This window comes from Sandaracinus amylolyticus (genome assembly GCF_021631985.1).
In the GTDB taxonomy this organism is placed as follows: Bacteria; Myxococcota_A; Polyangia; order Polyangiales; family Sandaracinaceae; genus Sandaracinus; species Sandaracinus amylolyticus_A.
In genome coordinates this window covers 3,318,164-3,335,001 of sequence record NZ_CP070225.1, presented here as the reverse complement: position 1 = coordinate 3,335,001, position 16,838 = coordinate 3,318,164, and the positions used below count along the sequence as shown (strand labels likewise).

Here is a 16,838-nt window from a genome sequence, read left to right as displayed (position 1 = left end):
CGGCGCTCCCGTGCGATCAGGCAGCTGCGCGGCCGGTGGCGCGCGCGGCGAGCATCTCCGAGGCGCGCCACACCACGCCCATGATCGAGTGCTGCGGGTTCACGCCGAGGTTCGTCGGGAACACGCTCGCGTCCATCACGTAGAGGCCCTCGGCGCCGTGCGCGGCGAGCTCGTCGTTCACCACGCCGAGCTTGGGATCGCGCGACGCGCACGCGGTGCCGAAGAGGTGCGACGCGACGAGGTGCGCCTGGCTGCGGTGGAGCGGATGGCGCGCGAACGCGTCGAGCTCGGCCTCGGTGGTGATCGTCTCGGGGAAGCCCGCGACGCCGGGATGGATCTCCTTCGCGCCCGCCGCGAGCATCATGCGCCCCGTGAGCACGAGCGCGTCGTGGAGCTTCTCGATGTCGCGCTTCGTCGGCTCGTACTTCACGCTCACGCCGCCGCCCCAACGCGCGCGCACGCGACCCAGCGCCTCCATGCGCACCTGGCCGCCCCACTGCACGTAGTTGCCGAGGTTCGCGAGGCGCTTCGACCACTCCGCGCCCGCGCCCGGAAGACGCGCCGCGAGCATCTCCGCGGGGAGCCCGAGCGACTCGAGCTTGTAGCCGCGATCGCGCATCGGGACCTCGTAGCCCTGCGACGCGCCGAAGCCCATCTGCACCGGCTCGTCGAAGCGTCCGACGAAGGCCGCGCCCGGATGCGCCTGGAATCGCTCGCCGAGCAGCGGATGGCGATATCCGCTGTTCTGCAGCAGCACCGGCGTCCAGATCGCGCTCGCCGCGACGATCACGCCGCGCCGCGCGCGCACCTCGAACGAGCCGACGCGCGCGCGCGTCTTCGGATCGTGCACCGTGCCGCGCACCGCGACGGCGCGACGTCCTTCGAACACCACGCGCGTCGCGTGACAGCTCGAGTGCAGGCGCGCGCCGTCCGCGATCGCACGCGGGATGTACGAGACGTCCATGCTCTGCCGCGCGCCGATCGGGCAGCCCTGCAGACAACGACCGTTGCCCTGACAGCCCTTGGTGTTGCGGTGGATGCGTCGGCCCGGAAGACCGAGCGCCTGCGCGCCGCGCTCCATCAGGAGGTTGTTGCCGCCGAGCATCTCGCCCTCGGTCTCGTGGACGCCGATCTCGTCCTCGATGCGCGCGAAGACGCGCTCCATCTCGTTCTCGTCGACGAGCCGCTCGAGCCCGAAGCGCTCGCACCAGTCGCGGCGCACGTCGTCGGGCAGACGCCAGATGATCCCCGAGTTGATCGCGGTGCTGCCGCCCACGACGCGCCCTTGCAGCAGCGGGATCGGATGGATTCCATCCGTGGTCTGCGAGGCCATGTCGCGCACTGCGACGCTCATCGAGTCGAGCGCCTCGCGGCGTCGATCGGCGAGGGGCACCTCGGGCCCTTCCTCGAGCAGCACGATGTCGAGGCCCGCTTCCGCGAGCACGCGCGCCGCGGTCGCGCCGCCCGCGCCGGTGCCGACGATCACGTAGTCCGCGACGTCGTCGATGCGTTGCTTCGCCATCACGCCGCCTCCGTCGAGAGCATCGGCAGGCGCACCTTCGGCGACGCAGGGCGATCGTAGCCGCTGCGCTCGCGCGCCGCACTCGAGCGGAAGATCGCCATGCACGCGACGATCTTCAGGAGCAGCGTGAGCTCGCGGATCGCGAACGAGCGATGCGCGAGCAGCACGTCGAGCGCCCGCGCGCGCTCCTCGATCGACACCCGCGCGATCGTCGCGAAGCGGCCCATCGCGAGCAGCGGCGCGAAGATGCAGATGACCAGCCCCGCGTACGCGCCGAGCCGACCTTTCGCGCTCATCGTGGAGGTGAAGCGCGACCACGCCGCGCCCCAGTCGATGTCGTCCCCGCTCTTCACGAGACCGCCCGCGTCGTCCGCGGGCGCGAAGCTCGAGAGCACCAGCGCCGCCCACCCGTTCATCGCAGCTCCTCCTCCGCTTCGTGATCCGTCTCGTCGATCGCCTCGGCGGGCGCGCCCTCGCGCACCATCCCGAGGAACGTCTCCACGCGCTGCAGCGTCGTGCGATCGAGCCGCTCCAGCAGCGCGCGCGTCGCGCGTCGCGCGCGCTCGGCCTCGCGCTTCTCGACGATGTCGATGAGGCGCGCGTAGACGCGCAGCGTCTGGGGCGCGTTCGCGAAGAACGCGAGCTCGAGGCCGGCGTTGCTCTCGAGCGTGCGCGCGACCGTGTTGTAGATGAGCTCGAACGCGAGGTTGTGCGTCGCCCGCACGACGCGTCGTGCGAACGCGATGTCCGACTGCATGAAGGCGCGCGGCTGATCCATCAGCTCGGCCTGCATCGCGAGGTGCTCGCGCATCGCGTGGATCTCGTCGGCGGTCGCGCGCTCCGCGGCGAGCCCCACGGCGTCCACCGCGACCGAGCGACGCAGCTCGAGCAGATCCGCGAGCACGTCGATCGGCACGACGCGACCTTCGAACGCGAGGCGCGCGAGGTACCCCAGCAGGTCGATCCCGCCGTGCTCGCGGAAGTCGAGCACCCGCGTGCCCGAGCCGTGATACGGGCGCACGAGCCCTTCGGCCTCGAGGTGCGCGAGCGCGGAGCGCAGCGTCAGGCGCGAGATGCCGAGCTGCTCCGAGAGCTCGCGCTCACCGGGGAGGCTCGAGCCCGACGGGTAGCGCCCCGTGAGGATCTCGTCGCGGATGCGGTTCGCGGCCTCGACGGCGGCGCGCTTGCGGGGATCGGCAGGGGCCATGCGGTCTCCGAGGGCTCAACTGGTTTAGCCAGTCGAGTGGTCATACCACTACGGGATCCGCTGCAAGGACGCAAGGCCGATCGGCCGGAAATTGCGAAGCCCGCGATTCCACTCGGGAATCGCGGGCCTCATGGGAGCTCGGGGGTGGGGCGGGGGTCAGTTCGGCTCGGGATCCGGATCGCCACGAAGCACGATCCGGCGGAAGCCGAGGTTCGGCTCCGGGTCGGGGTCGCCCGCGTGCACGCCGAACAGCGACGGCGTGGCCAGCGACGCCTCGAACGCCTCGACGAGGTTGTGCGCCTCCTCGATGCGCCCGCTCTCCGAGAGCTCTTCCTCGACGGCCTCGACGGTGTCGATGCAGACGACGTCGCCGTCCGACTCCACCGCGGCGATCAGCCCGAACTCGGCGGACACGATCGCGAACTTCACGTCGCGCGCGAGGAGGCCTTCGCAGCCGGATTCGGCTTCCTCGCAGGCCTCGGGCTCGATCTCCGCGAGCTCGGCGCCGTCGTCCACCAGCAGCTGATCGGACGACACGCCGGCCGCGTCGACCGCGCAGCCACCCGCCGCGAGCGCCGCGGCGAGCACGATTCCCCAAACGTGTTTCGAGTCGAGCATTGGTCCCCTACTTCCCCAAGTCTCCGAGCTCGTACTCCTTCACGAGCTGCGACAGGCGCGGACGCTTCATCCCCAAGAGCGCCGCGGCACGGGTGATGTTCCCGTTCGTCTCCTCGAGCGCGCGCACGATGCACTCGCGCTCGAGCATCTTCTTCATCTCGAAGAGCGAGGTCGCGCCTCCGCGCACCCGCTCGTACACCAGCATCTCGATCGGCGCGTCCTCACCGTCCGCGCCCGATGCGTCGTCCCGAACCGAGTCGTTTCCAAGTACCGCCGTCGTCCCCGGGCTGGTGCCACCGGTGCTCGCCGTGGTGCTCGGGGCGCGCAGCGCGGTCGCGACCTCGGGATCCGGCGCCTGGAAGGTGTCGGCGAACGCGGCGAAGTCCTCGGGGACGAGCTCTTCGCCGTCGGCGAACAGGGTCGCCGAGCGCAGCACGTTCTCGAGCTCGCGCACGTTGCCCGGCCAGCGGTGGCCGGCGAGCAGCTCGAGCGCTGCCGACGACATGCGCTTCGCCGCTTCGTCGCGCTCCTCCGCGATGCGCTGGAGCAGGCGCCCGCAGAGCTCCGTGAGATCGTCGAGGCGACGGCGCAGCGGCGGCATCTCGAGGGTGACGCCGCGCAGGCGGTAGTAGAGGTCCTCGCGGAACGTGCCCTCGCGGACCATGCGCTCGAGGTCGCGATGCGTGGCGGCCACGATGCGCACGTCCACCCGGATCGGCTGGGTGCCACCGACGCGCTCGAACTCGCGCTCCTGGAGCACGCGCAGCAGCGCCACCTGGGTCTTCGGCGAGATGTCGCCGATCTCGTCGAGGAAGATCGTGCCGCCGTCGGCGAGCTCGAAGCGGCCCTTCTTGCGGCTCTGCGCGCCCGTGAACGCGCCCTTCTCGTGACCGAAGAGCTCGCTGAGCAGCAGCGTCTCGACCAGCGCCGCGCAGTTGACCTTCACGATCGGCTTGGTCGCGCGCGCCGAGTTGTTGTGGATCGCCTCGGCGATCAGCTCCTTGCCGGTGCCGCTCTCGCCGCGGATCAGCACGATCGCGTCGGAGTTCGAGACCTTGTCGAGCACCGACATCACGCTCGCGACCGCCGTCGACGAGCCCGCGATGTTCGGGTAGCGCTTGCGCCACTTCTCGAAGCGCGGATCGCTCGCGCCGGTCTCCGCGATCACCGGGCGACCACGCGGAGCGAGCGCGCGCGGCGGCGGCACCGAGTCGTGGCGACCGCCCGCGTTGTACGTGGCGGCCCACGCCGACGCGAGCTTCGCCTGCACCTGCATCAGCTCGATGCGCGCGGGGCGCTCCTGCCACGCGGCGAGCGCTTCCTCGGGCACGTTCGCGCCGAGCTTCTTGTCGACGTCCTGCGCGCGCTCGAGGACACGCGCCGCGTGCGAGAGATCGCCCGCGTCACCGAGCGCGCGCGCGAAGCGCACGAGCGCGGGGAGCAGGAGCTCGTCGTCGCCCGCCTTCTCCGCGAGCTCGACCGCACGACGCGCCGAGAGCACGGTCTCGCCGCCCGCGGCACGCTCGAGATCGGCCGCGACGATCGCGACCTCCGCGGCGCGCTGGGGCGCGTCTTCCACCGGCAGCGACGCGAGGATCTCGCGCGCCTTGGGCACGTCTCCGTCGGCGAGCGCGAGCTTCGCGACCTCGAGCTGCGCGTCGGCCGCAGCGCGCGCGTCACCGAGCGAGCGGAACGCGAGGAGCGCGCTCTCGAAGCTCTGGCGCGCGAGGCCCACGTTGCCGTCGGCCGCCTCGATGCGGCCACGCAGGCGGAGGCGCTGCGCGGTGCGGAGCGGCGGACCGCTCGTGCCGCTGACGTGCGCGGCGAGATCCGAGAGCGCACGCGCGCGCGCGCGATCTCCGAGCGAGAGGTAGAGCTCGCCGAGGTTGTTCGCGACGCGGCCGAGCATCGCGCGGTTGCCGAGGCGCTTCAGGAGCCCGACCGCGACGTGGTAGTGCGAGAGCGCGCGGCGGTAGTCGCGCGCGAGGTGCGCGAGCACCGCGAGGTTCTCGGTCGCGATCGCGCGGTCGCGCGTGTCGCTCGCGCGCGTCGCCACCTCGATCGCGCGCTTGCACGCCTGCTCCGCGGCGCCGAGCTCGCGGCGCAGCAGCATCGCGACGCCGAGGTTCGTGTGGGCCTGCGCCTCCTGGTGCCCGAGCCCCGAGCGCGCGGCGAGCACGCGGTTCTGCTCGAAGAGCTCGGCCGCGACGGCGGGGTTCTTCTGCGCGAGCGCGAGCTTGCCCAGCGTGTTGCGCGCGTGGATCTCGATGCGCAGCGCGCCGGCCTCGCGGGCGCGCTCGAGCGCGACCTCGGACCACTCGCGCGCCGCGTCGTAGTTGCCCTGCTGGTAGCCGAGCTCCGCGAGCTGCGCCTCGACCTCCGCGACCTCGGCGCCGGTCGCGAGGCCCGCCTCGACGCGCGCGGTCGCGAGCCGGCGCGCGGCCTCGAGCGGCTCGGCCGCGGCCTCGAATTCACCAGCGACCGTGAGCAGATAGCCCACGCGCCGCGCCGCCGCCGGATCCTCGGGCAGCGCCTCGCGCACCGCGCGCGCGTGCACCAGCGCCGCGCGGTAGTTGCCGGCGATCCGATAGAGATCCGCGAGCTCCTCGCGGATGACCAGCGGGAGCTCCATCGCGCCCTTGCCGGCGCTCGAGTTCGCGTGGAGCAGCGACTCGAGCAGCGCGGCGGCCTCGGCGTGGGCGTGACGCGCCGCGAGCGAGGCGGCTGCCGCGACCGCGAGATCCGACGCGCGCGCGAAGTCGCCGGTCGCGATCGCGTGGCGCACCGCCTCCTGCAGATCGAGGCGCGCGGTGCACACGTCGATGCAGCGCGCGTGGAGATCACGGCGCTCGCGCGGCGAGAAGAGCTGGTAGCAGGTCTCGCGGTCGTTCTCGCGCTCGAACGCGAAGAGCACGTGCCCGTCGACGATCGATCGCGTCAGCAGATCGAACGAGGGCAGCTCCGAGCGCGCCGCCGCTTCGATCGGCACGCCCGCGAGCGCCGCGAGGGTCTCGAGCGACGCTGGCCTCGCGTGCACCGCGAGCGCGCCCGCGAGCTCGCGCGCGATCGGCGTGAGGCGCGCGAGGCGACGCTCGATGCGCGCGCGGGGCGTCAGCGGATCGGCCTCGAGCAGCAGCTCGATCAGCTCGGGGTTCCCCCCGGTGCGCTCGATGACGCGCGCGATCGCCTCTTCGCTCGTGAGGAACGCGCGCACGCCCTGCGCGTCGAGCGCGCCGACCGAGACGCGCTCCGCCGCGTCGTGCCCGCGCAGCGTCTCGATCGCCTCCGGGTGCGCCGGGGCGACGTCGTCGCGAAGCGACGCGACCACCATCATGCGCAGCGCGGTCGGCTCGTTCTGTCCCGCGAAGCTCCCGTGATCGCCCGCGAGATCGAGCAGGAACGAGAGCAGCTCGAGGGTGCCGCGATCCGCGCGCTCGAGGTGATGGAGGATCAGCACCGGCGCGCGCACCGTCGCGACGTCGCGCAGCAGCTGGTGGATCGCGTCGAAGAAGCGCAGCCGCTTCTCGAACGCTGCGATCTCGGGCGGCGCGCCGTTGGGATCGATCGCGCTCGAGGTCTCGGGCTCGGGGCCGCCGTGCTGGTGCCAGAGGCGATGACACCCGGCGCGACACGCGAGGCCGTCGAGATCCGAGCTCGGCACCACGCCGACCTCGTCGAGGAAGCGCAGCGCGCGATCGACGATCTCCGCGAACGGACCGAACGCGCGGCCGGGCTCGCAGCGGCCCTCGAGCACCACGCCGCCCTCGAGGCGGATGCGCCCCCGCAGCTCCGCGAGGATGCGCGACTTCCCGATGCCGCCCGGGCCCTGCAAGAGCACGAGTCGCTCGCGATCGCGGTGCTGCGCGATGCGGCGATAGCTCTCCATGAGCTTCGCGATCTCGCTCTCGCGTCCCGCGCAGGCGTTCGGCGCGCTGCCGATCGCGGTCGGTGCGTGCGAGAAGTTGCGGCGCTCGAGGAGGACCGGTCGGTCGTGTGGCGACGCGTGCGTCGCGTTCGTGGTGATCTGAGAGGATGCTGCGGACTGCGAACCGCTCGTTCCCTGCTGCATGCTCACCCCGCGGCCCTTGGAGACGAAAGCCTCCCCCGGCTCACCGAAGGCGTGAGGGTAGACGTCCGCTCCGGGCGGTTCAAGCAGGCGCAGTGGGAACGACTTGCGCACGGCGCGCGCTCTTCGCAACGCTCGTGCCCGCGAGCAACGCGCCGAAACATCGAGGAAATCGAGAGCGTGCGTCGTGCGCGTCCGCCCGCACGTGCGGGAAGTGACGTCGAGGCGTGCGCGCCGTGAAGCGAGAGTGGACGCACGCAGTGGTGTAGGACGACGTCAGCTCCGGTAGTCGTTGATGTCGATCGCGTAGCGCTTGAGCCAGCGGTGGACCTGCATGCGCTCCTTGCCCAGCTCGCGGCCCACGGCGGCGATGTTGCCGCGATGACGCGCGAGCATCTCGCGCAGCTCCGCCTCGGTGGGCGTGCCGAGGCGCGAGCTCGGAGCTGCGGCTGCGGCGGCGAAGCGCGCGCGGTCGGGCTGGGTGGTCGGGCTCGAGAGCGACTGTGCGGCGGGCCGGCTCGGCGGCGGCGGCTGCCGCAGCGCCTGCTGCACGGTCTCGGGCAGGTGCCGCACGTCGATGTCGTGCCCGTCGGAGAGCGCGACCGCGAGCTTCACCGCGCTCTCGAGCTCGCGCACGTTGTACGGCCACGCGTACTGCGCGAGGCCGAGCATGAACGGCAGCGTGACCGTTCCCTCGGGGCGCCCGGCGCGCTTGAGGAAGTGCACCACGAGCGGGTGGAGATCCTCGCGTCGCTCGCGCAGCGGCGGGATGCGCACCGAGAACTCGCGGAGGCGCGCCAGGAGATCGCCGCGGAAGCGCCCGGCCGCGACCTCGGCCTCGAGCGTGCGATGGGTCGCGCACACGACGCGCACGTCGACGCGCTCGGGCTGCGTCGCGCCGATCGGCAGGACCTCGCGCTCCTGCAGCACGCGCAGCAGCTTCGCCTGCGCCTCGAGCGGCATGTCGCCGATCTCGTCGAGGAAGAGCGTGCCGAGGTGCGCGGCGCGCACCAGGCCGTGCTTGTCCTGCGTCGCGCCGGTGAACGCGCCCTTGCGATACCCGAAGAGCTCGCTCTCGATCAGGTTCGCGGGGAGCGCGGCGCAGTTGATCGCCTGGAACGGACCACGTCGCTCGCTCGCGTCGTGGATGGTGCGCGCGAGCAGCTCCTTGCCCGTGCCGCTCTCGCCGTGGATGACGCACGCGAGACCGGTCTTCGCGACCTTCTCGACGCGCTCGAGCAGCAGGTCGATCTGGCATCCGCCGACGAGCTGCGAGCGGATCGCGTGGCGCACCGGGCGCATCGCCGCGATCACGCTGCCGTCGAGGCGGTACGCGCTGAACGAGAGCACGCCGCGATCGGCGAAGCGGAACACCGCGTCGCCGATGCGCACCAGGTCGTGCATCGCGAGCCGTGCGCCGTGGGTCCGCGCACCGTTCACGATGGTGCCGTTGGTCGAGCCCTTGTCGATCAGCCAGCAGCCGTCCTCGCGACGCTCGACGACGGCGTGGTAGCGCGACACCGCTGGCTCGGGGATCGACAGGTCGTTGTCCGCTTCGCGCCCGATCGTCGTCAGCGGATCGACGAACGCGACCGCGGAGGGGAGCTGTCGGTGAAGGCGCGAGTAGACGAGCACGAGGCCCGGCGTGGGATCCGTCGCGTCGTCGCCGAAGGTCGGGAAGGTCTCGACCGAGCCGGTCGGGACGCTCTGGTGCGGGACGTTCTTCGCCATCGATCGGAGCGCTTCCGCGACGTGGGCAGGTTATCGCAGAATCGTGCCAGGGTCCCGGCGGAATCCTGCGAGGCTGGAGGAGGGAGCAATCGGATGAGACGAATCGTGACGGTGCTGGGTGCGCTGACACTCCTCTTGGGGGCTTCGGCCTGCGGCCGTCGCCGGACCGAAGAGGTGGTGCAGGTCGACGTGTCGCAGGGCGGTGCGACGTCGGGAGGCCAGACCGTCTACGTCGTCGGTGCTCCGGCGCAGGGCGCCCCCGCGGCGCCCGACTACGTCTCGCAGCACATGAACGTTCGCTACTCGCAGTTCGCGCCCGACATGGTGCCGGACACGCCGCTCTATCACGGCTACCTGCAGCAGGGTCAGGAGGAGAGCTTCCAGACCGTGCTCGAGGCGGGGCGCTGTTATCGCCTGATCGGCGTGGGCGGGCCGACGATGAGCGATCTCGATCTCTTCATCGTCGACGAGAACGGGAACCCGATCGCGCAGGACACCGCGACCGACAACTTCCCCGTGCTCGGCGTCGGACAGGAGACGATCTGCCCGCGCTGGACCGGCCCGTTCTTCGTGCGCGCGCTCGCGTACTCGGGCTACGGCGAGTACGGGCTGCAGCTCTTCCGCACGCCGTGAGCACGAGCGAGCCCCGCGCGAGCGATCGCGCGGGGCTCAGCGGCTGCGGTTGCTGCGCGCGCTCGCGCTCGGGCGCACCACGCGATCGACGACCTCCGCGAGATCCTCGAGCGTGAAGGGCTTCCGCAGGACCTCGTCGGCGTGGGTCACTTCGTCGGGCGTCACGGGCGCGCCGCTCATCAGCACCGCGCGCTGCGTGCGCTGGTGCTCGTGGAGCCACGAGAGCAGGCAGTCCCCGCGTCCGTCGCGCAGCGAGAGATCGACGAGCGCGAGATCGAAATTCTGATCGACCGCCATCGCTTCCTGCACGCCGGGCACTGCGACCACGCTCGCGCCGCGGATCTCGAGGGTGGCGGTCACCATGCCGCGCAGCGACTCGTCGTCGTCGACGACCAGCACGCGGATCGGTCGCTTGAGCGGCGCGGTCGAGCGGCGACGAACGCCGCTGCCGCGCAGGTTCTGGCGTCGCTCGCGGGCCTCGGCGCGCGCATCGACGAGCGCGGGCAGTCGCACCACGAAGCGCGCGCCGCGGCCGCGGCCGCTCTCCGCGCGCACGTCACCGCCGCGTGCCTGCGCGAGGTCGCGCACCAGCGCGAGGCCGAGCCCGGTGCCGCTCGCCTTGTGCGTCACGAACGGGTCGAAGATGTGGGCGAGCGTGTCGTCGTCCATGCCCGGCCCGTCGTCGACGACGGTGAGCACGACGCGATCATCGGCCGCGTCCGCCGCGACGACGATCTCGCCGCCGGGCTCGAGCGCCTCGATCGCGTTCTTGATCAGGTTCGTCGCGATCGCGCGGAGCTCGGCGGGACGCGCCGCGGCGCGCAGGCCGGTGGGCAGCTTCGCGCGCACCACGATGTCCTTGTCGTCCGCGAGCGGGCGCAGCATCGAGATCGCTGCGCCGACGACGTCGGAGACGTCGCTGCCTTCTCCAATCTCGGCGGGGCCCTGGAGCGAAGCGAGCAGCGTGCGCGCGGTATCGAGCGCGTCGTTGGTCGCACGATCGAGCACCTCGACGGCCGAGCGCGCGCGCTCCGGCATCGGGCCCGCGGTGGTGGCGAGGCGCGTCCACCCGGCGATGCCGGTGAGCGCGTTCGCGAGCTCGTGCACGATGCTCGCGGAGGTGCGGTCCTGCGGGACCACGATCGCGAGCAGTCGCTCGCCGCGCCGGTGCAGCCCGATGCGCGCGCCCGCCAGCTCGACCATCGCCGCGCCGCTCGCGCGCGCCTGGCGGATGAGCGCACCGAGGCGCGGATCGCTGCCGGTCAGGTGCGCGGCACGCGCGAGCGCGACGTCGAAACGCTCGACGATGCTGGCGCCCGCGGGGCCGATCGAGCGCGCCGCGCCGTCGAGGCGCTCCTCGATCACCACGAGGCCGAGCCCGGCGAGCCAATCGAGCGAGTCGTCCGCCACTGGATTCATCCGGCGTGCTCGTACGAGCGTACGCGATGACCGGCATCAGCGTCAAAGCCGACCGTCTGTGAGCGAGGAGGGAGGCAGCGGGATCGAGACATCACCAACGAATCCATCCGAACGTGGCGGCCACACCGAGCACGAGCGCGATGAGCGCGAAGAAGGGCCAGGTCACGCGCACGAACTGACGGAGATCGCGCGCGGCTTCCCGGGCCGCGAGCTTCGCGAGCCGACGGTCGCCGTACAGCGCGCGGATCTCCTGGCGTGCCTCGGCGCGCTCGGCCGCGTCCATCGGGTCGTGGCCTGCGAGGTGGTGAAGGTGGTGCTCGAGCTCGTGATCGAGCGTCTCGCGGATCTCGGCCTCGACATCGTAGGGACCCTCGTCCTCCCACACGCGGCGGAAGGTCCGGTAGTAGAGCGTCACGACGAATTCCAGCTGGGTGTAGCCGGCCGCGTCCACTTCCTGGCGAGGCTCGTAGCTGCCGAGCAGCGGCTCACCCGCGATGTCGGTGGCGGGCACGCCGGGCTCCACGCGCGGCGGGACGGCCTCGATGCGCACTCCCCGCGCTTCGTAGATCGCGGGCGCGATGCGCTCGACGAGCGCTTCGAAGTCGTCTTCCGAGAGGAACGGAGCGCGGGTGTCGCGCTCGGTGCGCGTCGCGTCGGGATCGAGCTCGTCGGGCGTGGGCACGACGACCTCGTGCAGCGTGCCGCACGAAGGACACGCGAGCGGCGCGACGATCGGCGGCGCGGCGTTGAGCTCGAGATAGCGCCGCTCCACCGCGGCCCACACCGCATCACTCGCGCGACCGAGCACACGCGCGAGCAGCACCGGGCGATCGAGCGTCCCGAGCGCGCGCACGCCCATCGCGTCGAGCAGGCGCGGGGTCACCCGATACGGCGTGTCTCGCGCGAGCGCCTCGAGGAGCGGCCGTGCTTCCGCGACGGTGACGGGGCGCATCGAGATCTCGTTCGCGATGCCGCCGCGCGGAAGGCGCACCGGGCTCGGGAGCGGCGCGGGATCGAGGGCAGGCGAGGGCGCGGCGGCGTGCGCGGTCTCGAGCTCGACGGGATCGAGCTCGCGCGGATCGAACGCGAGCGGCGCGTCGCAGTTGCGACAGTGCGCGCCGTCCTCGGGCTCGGGCGCGATCGCGCCGGTGCGGAGCAGCAGATCACGAAGGACGTGGAAGTCGCGCATCGAGAGCGAGAGCACGTCGAGCGCGGGCTCGATCGTGCCCGGCTCGAGCAGGATCGCGAGCGCGCGCCCGAAGCGCAGGCGCGTGCCGTCGACCACGTCGTCGTCGCGCAGCGCTCCCTCGGGCGCGCGGACGCGCACGTCGAGACCGGACGGGAGCCTCACCCGGTGTCGCCTCATTCAGGTGTCCGCGACGTTCGCCGCGATCCACGCGCGGATCGCGGCGACGGTGGGCGCGGGCGCGGCGCGCAGCGGGCCGTCTTGGAGAAAGGCGTCGAAGGTCTGCAGCGCCTCGTCGCCGCGTCCGCCGGAGTCGCCGAACCGATGCGACCAGCGGTACCAGAGGAGGCCCTCGTCACACGTCTCCACGGCCTCGTACACGTTCACGTCGACGCCGTCGTTCCAGCGGAACGTGCGATGGCGCGACAGCGACGCTGCGCGTCCGGGCGAGATGTCCGACGTACGCCGACTCATCGGCGTGAAGTCTGTCGGCGGGCGCGCGCAGGCGCACGGGCCAACCACGCATCGATGTACCATCGGCGTCCGTATGGAGAAGCCTCCCGCCCGCGTGCCACCGCCGCTCCCGCAGCGCGCCATTCCGAGGATGCCTCCTCCGCCGCTCGCGAGCCTCCGTGGTGCTGCGCACGCCGCGCCCGCTCCTCCGCCTCCCCAGCCCTTCGCGCAGCCGGTGTCGCAGGCGCCGCCGCCGGGCTCGACGCGCGCGATGATCCTCCAGGCCGGCGCGGCGTTGCGCCTGCGCGACGAGCAGCTGCGCGCGCGGGTGCAGTACTACAACGCGGAGCTGAAGACGAACGCGGAGCTCGACGCGATCACCGATCAGGTCGTCGCCGAGCTGCGCGCGCTCGCGAGCGCGCAGACGGGCGTGCGACCGCCGGCGGAGGTCGAGATCGAGCTGATCCAGAACCTGCGCGAGCTGCTCGAGAAGCTGTTCTCGAAGAAGCGCTCGGGGTTCCTCACGCGGAAGCTCGAAGAGGTGCAGCGCCGCATCACCCAGCTCTTCTTCAACTCCGAGCTCTACGCGCGACTGGCCGAGGACGGGCGCGAGCTGCCCGCCGCGACGTGGCCCGAGCAGGCGCTCTACTTCGCGCTCAAGCAGCACGAGATCGACATCCTCGCCGAGCTCGAGTCGATGCCGGTGAGCGAGCCCGCGGTGCGCGACCGTGCGATCGAGAAGCTGCAGAGCTTCCAGCGCCAGCTCTGCAACGAGTTCCTCTCGAAGACGACGCCCGAGCTCGAGCGGCTGCTCGCGATCTATCGCGAGGTGCTCACGCACTTCTTCCTCGAGGTCTTCCCGAAGAACCTCGGCGAGTTCTGCTGGGAGGTGGTGCGCGAGTCGCGCGTCGCGCACGGGCACGACCTCGGATACAAGATCACCGCCGACAAGTTCCACGGGTTCCGCGAGGTGTTCGACCGCAAGTTTCTCGAGCACCTCGTGCTGAACGTGCAGGAGCCGATCACGCGGCGCGCGTCGCAGTCGAGCGAGCAGTTCCGCGACGCGACGCTCCACTTCGTGCAGGACCCGCGCATCCACACCGAGATCTGCGGCGCGATCAACGACGCGCTCTACGACTACCTGCACGGCGAGGGCTATCTCGATCTGCCGCCCGACTGGCGTCGTCTGCTCCTTCGTTAGTCCCGTCGCCGGAAGACGTGCATGCGATAGACGCGCGCGGGGGTGAGCGTCTCGACGTGCTCGTAGTGGTCGCGCAGCCACTCGCTCTCTTCGAGGTGCTGCTCCGCGACGAAGCGTGCGCCGACGTGCACGTGGCCCTCGGCATCGCGCGTCGCGTCGTGCGCGGACGTGAGGATGACGACGTCGGGCGCGAGGGACTCGAGGTAGTCGAGGTCGGCGCGCTTCGCGCCGTGCGCGCCCGGTGAGGCGGCGATGGTGCGATCGACGAGCCCGCCGAGATCGACGATGTGCACGTGCTCGGCGCGCCATCCGACGAGACCGATGTCGAGCAGCGCGATCGAGCGCACGCCTTCGTGCGTGAGACGGTCGGCGAGCTCGGTGCGCGCGGCGTCGATCGGGATGCGCGCGCGGGTGCCCACCACGAGCTCGGCGCTCCGCGCGATCTGCCAGGGGACGATCGCGAGCAGCGCGACGATCGCGAGCACGCGCGCGCGGTGTGCGCTGCGGAAGAGCCCGCGGATCGGGCGATCCGCCGCGATGAACAGTGGCGCGAGCCAGGGCACGACCATGCGCCCGCCGGGCATCCAGTCGCCGCCCTCGAGCAGCACCGCGCCGAGGAACCCGAGCGCGATCACGACCAGCACGCGATGCTGCTCGTTCGTGCGCGCGCCGGAGATCGCCGCGGCGACCAGCGCGAACGCGGGCAGCAGCTCGCGCGCGAGATAACGTGCACCGCCTGCGAGCCCGGGTGGCTTCGCGTGCAGCGTGTTGGGCAGCAGGGCGCCGAAGTACGCGAGCTTGAACGCGAGGTACGGCGTGACGAGCAGCACGAACGCGCCGAGCGCGATCGCTCCGTCGCGCCGCGATCGTCGCGCGAGGACGATCGTGCCGCCGAGCCCGAGCAGCGCGGCCTCGGGACGCGCGAGGAACGCGAGCGTAGTGGCGAGCGCGAAGGGCAGGGCGCGTCGATCGGCGAGCGCGAGGGACGCGACGAGCACCAGCAGCGCGTAGAGCGGCGTCTCGAGCCCACCGACCGCGTGGAACGCGAGCCCGTGCATGCACGCGAGCCCGAGCGCAGTGGGCACACCCGCGAAGCGCTCACCGGGATCGTCGCGGCGCGCGCGCAGCGTCGCGATCACCAGCGTCGCGCAGGCGCAGGCGAGCCCGATGCCGGCCATCACGCGCTCGACGCGCATCGACGCGAACGGCGCAGCGATCACGACCCACAGGAAGTTCGTGTAGCCCTCGACGCGCTCGCCCTCGTTGAACACGAGCCCGAGCCCGCGCGCGAGGTGACGCGCGTAGCGGAACGAGATCCACGCGTCGTCGATCACGTAGCCCGCGTAGAGCGAGGCGTGCAGCGCGAGGAGCGCGACACCGACGAGGGGAACGAGGACGCGCACCGCGCGACTCTACGATCACCGCACCATCGGGTTCGAGAACTCGAGCGGCATGCGGATGCGCAGGCTGTCGCGACCCGGCACCAGATCGTCGGGCAGCGGCGAGAACGGCACCGTGCTCCGGATCGCGGCGATCGCCGCGCCGTCGAAGTCGTCGAACCCGCTGGATCGCACCACGCGCGGCGCGCGCGCGAGCGTTCCGTCGCGACGCACGATCAGCTCCACCACGCTCGTGCCCTGATCCATCCGCATCGCGCGCTCGCGCGGGAACACCATCGCGCTCTCGATGCGCCGGCGCGTCTCGACGAACCAGCGGCGATAACGACCGTCGCTCGTGTCGAGCGCGTCGTACGCGCCGTCGCCGGGGCCGAGCGCGCGCGCGCGTCCGCCCTCGTGACGACCGCCGCCGGTGCCGGGCGCGCCGAGCCCGAGCGCGCCGCCGCGACCCGCGCCTTCTTCTTCGCCGCGGCGCTGCGTCGACTCGACGACCGACTGCATCATCCGCGCGGCGAGCAGCTCGGCGTCGGTGTCGTCGCGCACCCGCGCGTCGCGTGCCTCCGAGGGCGTCGCGGCCGCGGCCTCGTCGACGGTCGGACGACCGAGCGCGACCCGCGCGCTCTCCGATGCGCGCGCGCCGCGTCCTCCGACGATCCCGCGTCCCGGTGAGTCGCTCTGCGCGCCGCTCGGCTCGATCGTGACCGCGCCGGCGCGAGTGCCGCCGAGCGTCGATCCCGACTCGCCGAGCACCACCTCTTCGCTGCCCGCGATCGGCGCGCCGCGCGTGCCTGCTTCGGGCGCGATGCGCGCGCCGGGCGCGGCGTCGGTGCGTGCGAGCGGGCGGCGCTCCGGATGATCCCCGTCGCCCGACGCGAGGAACGGATCGTCGGCCGGGTGCGGCGTCGCGCGTCGGTCCTCGCGGGTCGCGCGATCGCGCGCCGTCTCGATGCGCTGCGTCTGACCGACGCCGATCGCGTTCATCGGCGCGTCGCTCAGCGTGACCTGATCGGCGCGCGGCAAGAGGCGGATCACGCGCTGCGCGCCGCTGCGATCGCCGCCCTGACCGCGATCACGCGCGTCGACGTTGTGATCGGGATCGGCGCCGCCCGGCTCGAGCGGCGTCGCGGCGCCGGGCACGCGCACCGCGCTGCCGTCGCCCGCTTCGCCTTCGAAGCGCACGTCGATCGCGATCTCCTCCGGCGGGTCGGGCTCGTGGGTGCGCGCTGCGAGCCTCGGGAGCAGCCACGCGATCGCGAGATGCGCCAGGAGCGAGATCGCGGCGCCATACGACATCGCGCGCGCGGAACGCGTCATCGCGGAAGAGTCTAGCGCGACTGCGTCTCCCGGGCTCCACGAGTGACGGGGCCCGAATGCTCGTGCATTGTCGCGGCACACCCTCCGCTGA

Annotated in this window: 13 protein-coding genes; 2 read left to right on the top strand and 11 right to left on the bottom strand. The window is 72.2% G+C overall.

Annotated features, from left to right (window positions below; genetic code table 11):
• Positions 1–16 precede the first annotated feature (16 nt).
• The 6 genes from I5071_RS13810 to I5071_RS13780 form a co-directional block, all read right to left on the bottom strand.
• Entirely contained in the window at positions 17–1,522 is a 1,506-nt protein-coding gene (locus I5071_RS13810) for a GMC family oxidoreductase N-terminal domain-containing protein (RefSeq protein WP_236605909.1), read from the bottom strand.
• Entirely contained in the window at positions 1,522–1,938 is a 417-nt protein-coding gene (locus tag I5071_RS13805) for a hypothetical protein (RefSeq protein WP_236605908.1), read from the bottom strand. Before I5071_RS13805 ends, I5071_RS13810 begins: the two co-directional genes overlap by 1 nt.
• Entirely contained in the window at positions 1,935–2,729 is a 795-nt protein-coding gene (locus I5071_RS46610; RefSeq protein ID WP_268921229.1) for a FadR/GntR family transcriptional regulator, read from the bottom strand. Before I5071_RS46610 ends, I5071_RS13805 begins: the two co-directional genes overlap by 4 nt.
• Positions 2,730–2,885: 156 nt before the next feature.
• Entirely contained in the window at positions 2,886–3,317 is a 432-nt protein-coding gene (locus tag I5071_RS13790; RefSeq protein ID WP_236605907.1) for a hypothetical protein, read from the bottom strand.
• Positions 3,318–3,354: 37 nt separating this feature from the next.
• Entirely contained in the window at positions 3,355–7,527 is a 4,173-nt protein-coding gene (locus I5071_RS13785) for a sigma 54-interacting transcriptional regulator (RefSeq protein ID WP_236605906.1), read from the bottom strand.
• Between the two features lie 162 nt (positions 7,528–7,689).
• Positions 7,690–9,144, bottom strand: a complete 1,455-nt coding sequence (locus I5071_RS13780; RefSeq protein WP_236605905.1) for a sigma 54-interacting transcriptional regulator — start codon at positions 9,142–9,144, stop codon at positions 7,690–7,692.
• Positions 9,145–9,237: 93 nt separating this feature from the next.
• Between I5071_RS13780 and I5071_RS13775 the strand changes: the two genes are divergently transcribed.
• Complete coding sequence (locus I5071_RS13775; RefSeq protein ID WP_236605904.1) at positions 9,238–9,777, top strand: hypothetical protein; 540 nt, start codon at positions 9,238–9,240, stop codon at positions 9,775–9,777.
• Positions 9,778–9,813: 36 nt separating this feature from the next.
• Here I5071_RS13775 and I5071_RS13770 read toward each other — a convergent pair whose 3' ends face one another.
• From I5071_RS13770 to I5071_RS13760, 3 genes are all read right to left on the bottom strand, one after another.
• Complete coding sequence (locus tag I5071_RS13770) at positions 9,814–11,196, bottom strand: ATP-binding protein (protein ID WP_236605903.1); 1,383 nt, start codon at positions 11,194–11,196, stop codon at positions 9,814–9,816.
• A gap of 91 nt (positions 11,197–11,287) precedes the next feature.
• Positions 11,288–12,547, bottom strand: a complete 1,260-nt coding sequence (locus tag I5071_RS13765) for a metallopeptidase family protein (RefSeq protein ID WP_236605902.1) — start codon at positions 12,545–12,547, stop codon at positions 11,288–11,290.
• 15 nt (positions 12,548–12,562) lie between these two features.
• Positions 12,563–12,856 (bottom strand): hypothetical protein, encoded by a 294-nt coding sequence (locus I5071_RS13760; RefSeq protein ID WP_236605901.1) that lies wholly within the window; start codon positions 12,854–12,856, stop codon positions 12,563–12,565.
• 73 nt (positions 12,857–12,929) lie between these two features.
• On the opposite strand from I5071_RS13760, the gene I5071_RS13755 reads away from it, so the two are divergent.
• Entirely contained in the window at positions 12,930–14,036 is a 1,107-nt protein-coding gene (locus tag I5071_RS13755; protein ID WP_236605900.1) for a hypothetical protein, read from the top strand.
• Here the strand turns inward: I5071_RS13755 and I5071_RS13750 are convergent.
• Complete coding sequence (locus tag I5071_RS13750; RefSeq protein WP_236605899.1) at positions 14,033–15,439, bottom strand: hypothetical protein; 1,407 nt, start codon at positions 15,437–15,439, stop codon at positions 14,033–14,035. The genes I5071_RS13755 and I5071_RS13750 overlap by 4 nt on opposite strands.
• 15 nt (positions 15,440–15,454) lie before the next feature.
• Complete coding sequence (locus tag I5071_RS13745) at positions 15,455–16,747, bottom strand: TonB family protein (protein ID WP_236605898.1); 1,293 nt, start codon at positions 16,745–16,747, stop codon at positions 15,455–15,457.
• Positions 16,748–16,838: the final 91 nt, after the last annotated feature.

Bases quoted from the DNA above. Each gene is read 5' to 3' on its own strand.
- I5071_RS13810 (WP_236605909.1), bottom strand. From the start codon at position 1,522: ATGGCGAAGCAACGCATCGACGACGTCGCGGACTACGTGATCGTCGGC.
- I5071_RS13805 (WP_236605908.1), bottom strand. From the start codon at position 1,938: ATGAACGGGTGGGCGGCGCTGGTGCTCTCGAGCTTCGCGCCCGCGGAC.
- I5071_RS46610 (WP_268921229.1), bottom strand. From the start codon at position 2,729: ATGGCCCCTGCCGATCCCCGCAAGCGCGCCGCCGTCGAGGCCGCGAAC.
- I5071_RS13780 (WP_236605905.1), bottom strand. From the start codon at position 9,144: ATGGCGAAGAACGTCCCGCACCAGAGCGTCCCGACCGGCTCGGTCGAG.
- I5071_RS13775 (WP_236605904.1), top strand. From the start codon at position 9,238: ATGAGACGAATCGTGACGGTGCTGGGTGCGCTGACACTCCTCTTGGGG.
- I5071_RS13770 (WP_236605903.1), bottom strand. From the start codon at position 11,196: ATGAATCCAGTGGCGGACGACTCGCTCGATTGGCTCGCCGGGCTCGGC.
- I5071_RS13760 (WP_236605901.1), bottom strand. From the start codon at position 12,856: ATGAGTCGGCGTACGTCGGACATCTCGCCCGGACGCGCAGCGTCGCTG.
- I5071_RS13755 (WP_236605900.1), top strand. From the start codon at position 12,930: ATGGAGAAGCCTCCCGCCCGCGTGCCACCGCCGCTCCCGCAGCGCGCC.
- I5071_RS13745 (WP_236605898.1), bottom strand. From the start codon at position 16,747: ATGACGCGTTCCGCGCGCGCGATGTCGTATGGCGCCGCGATCTCGCTC.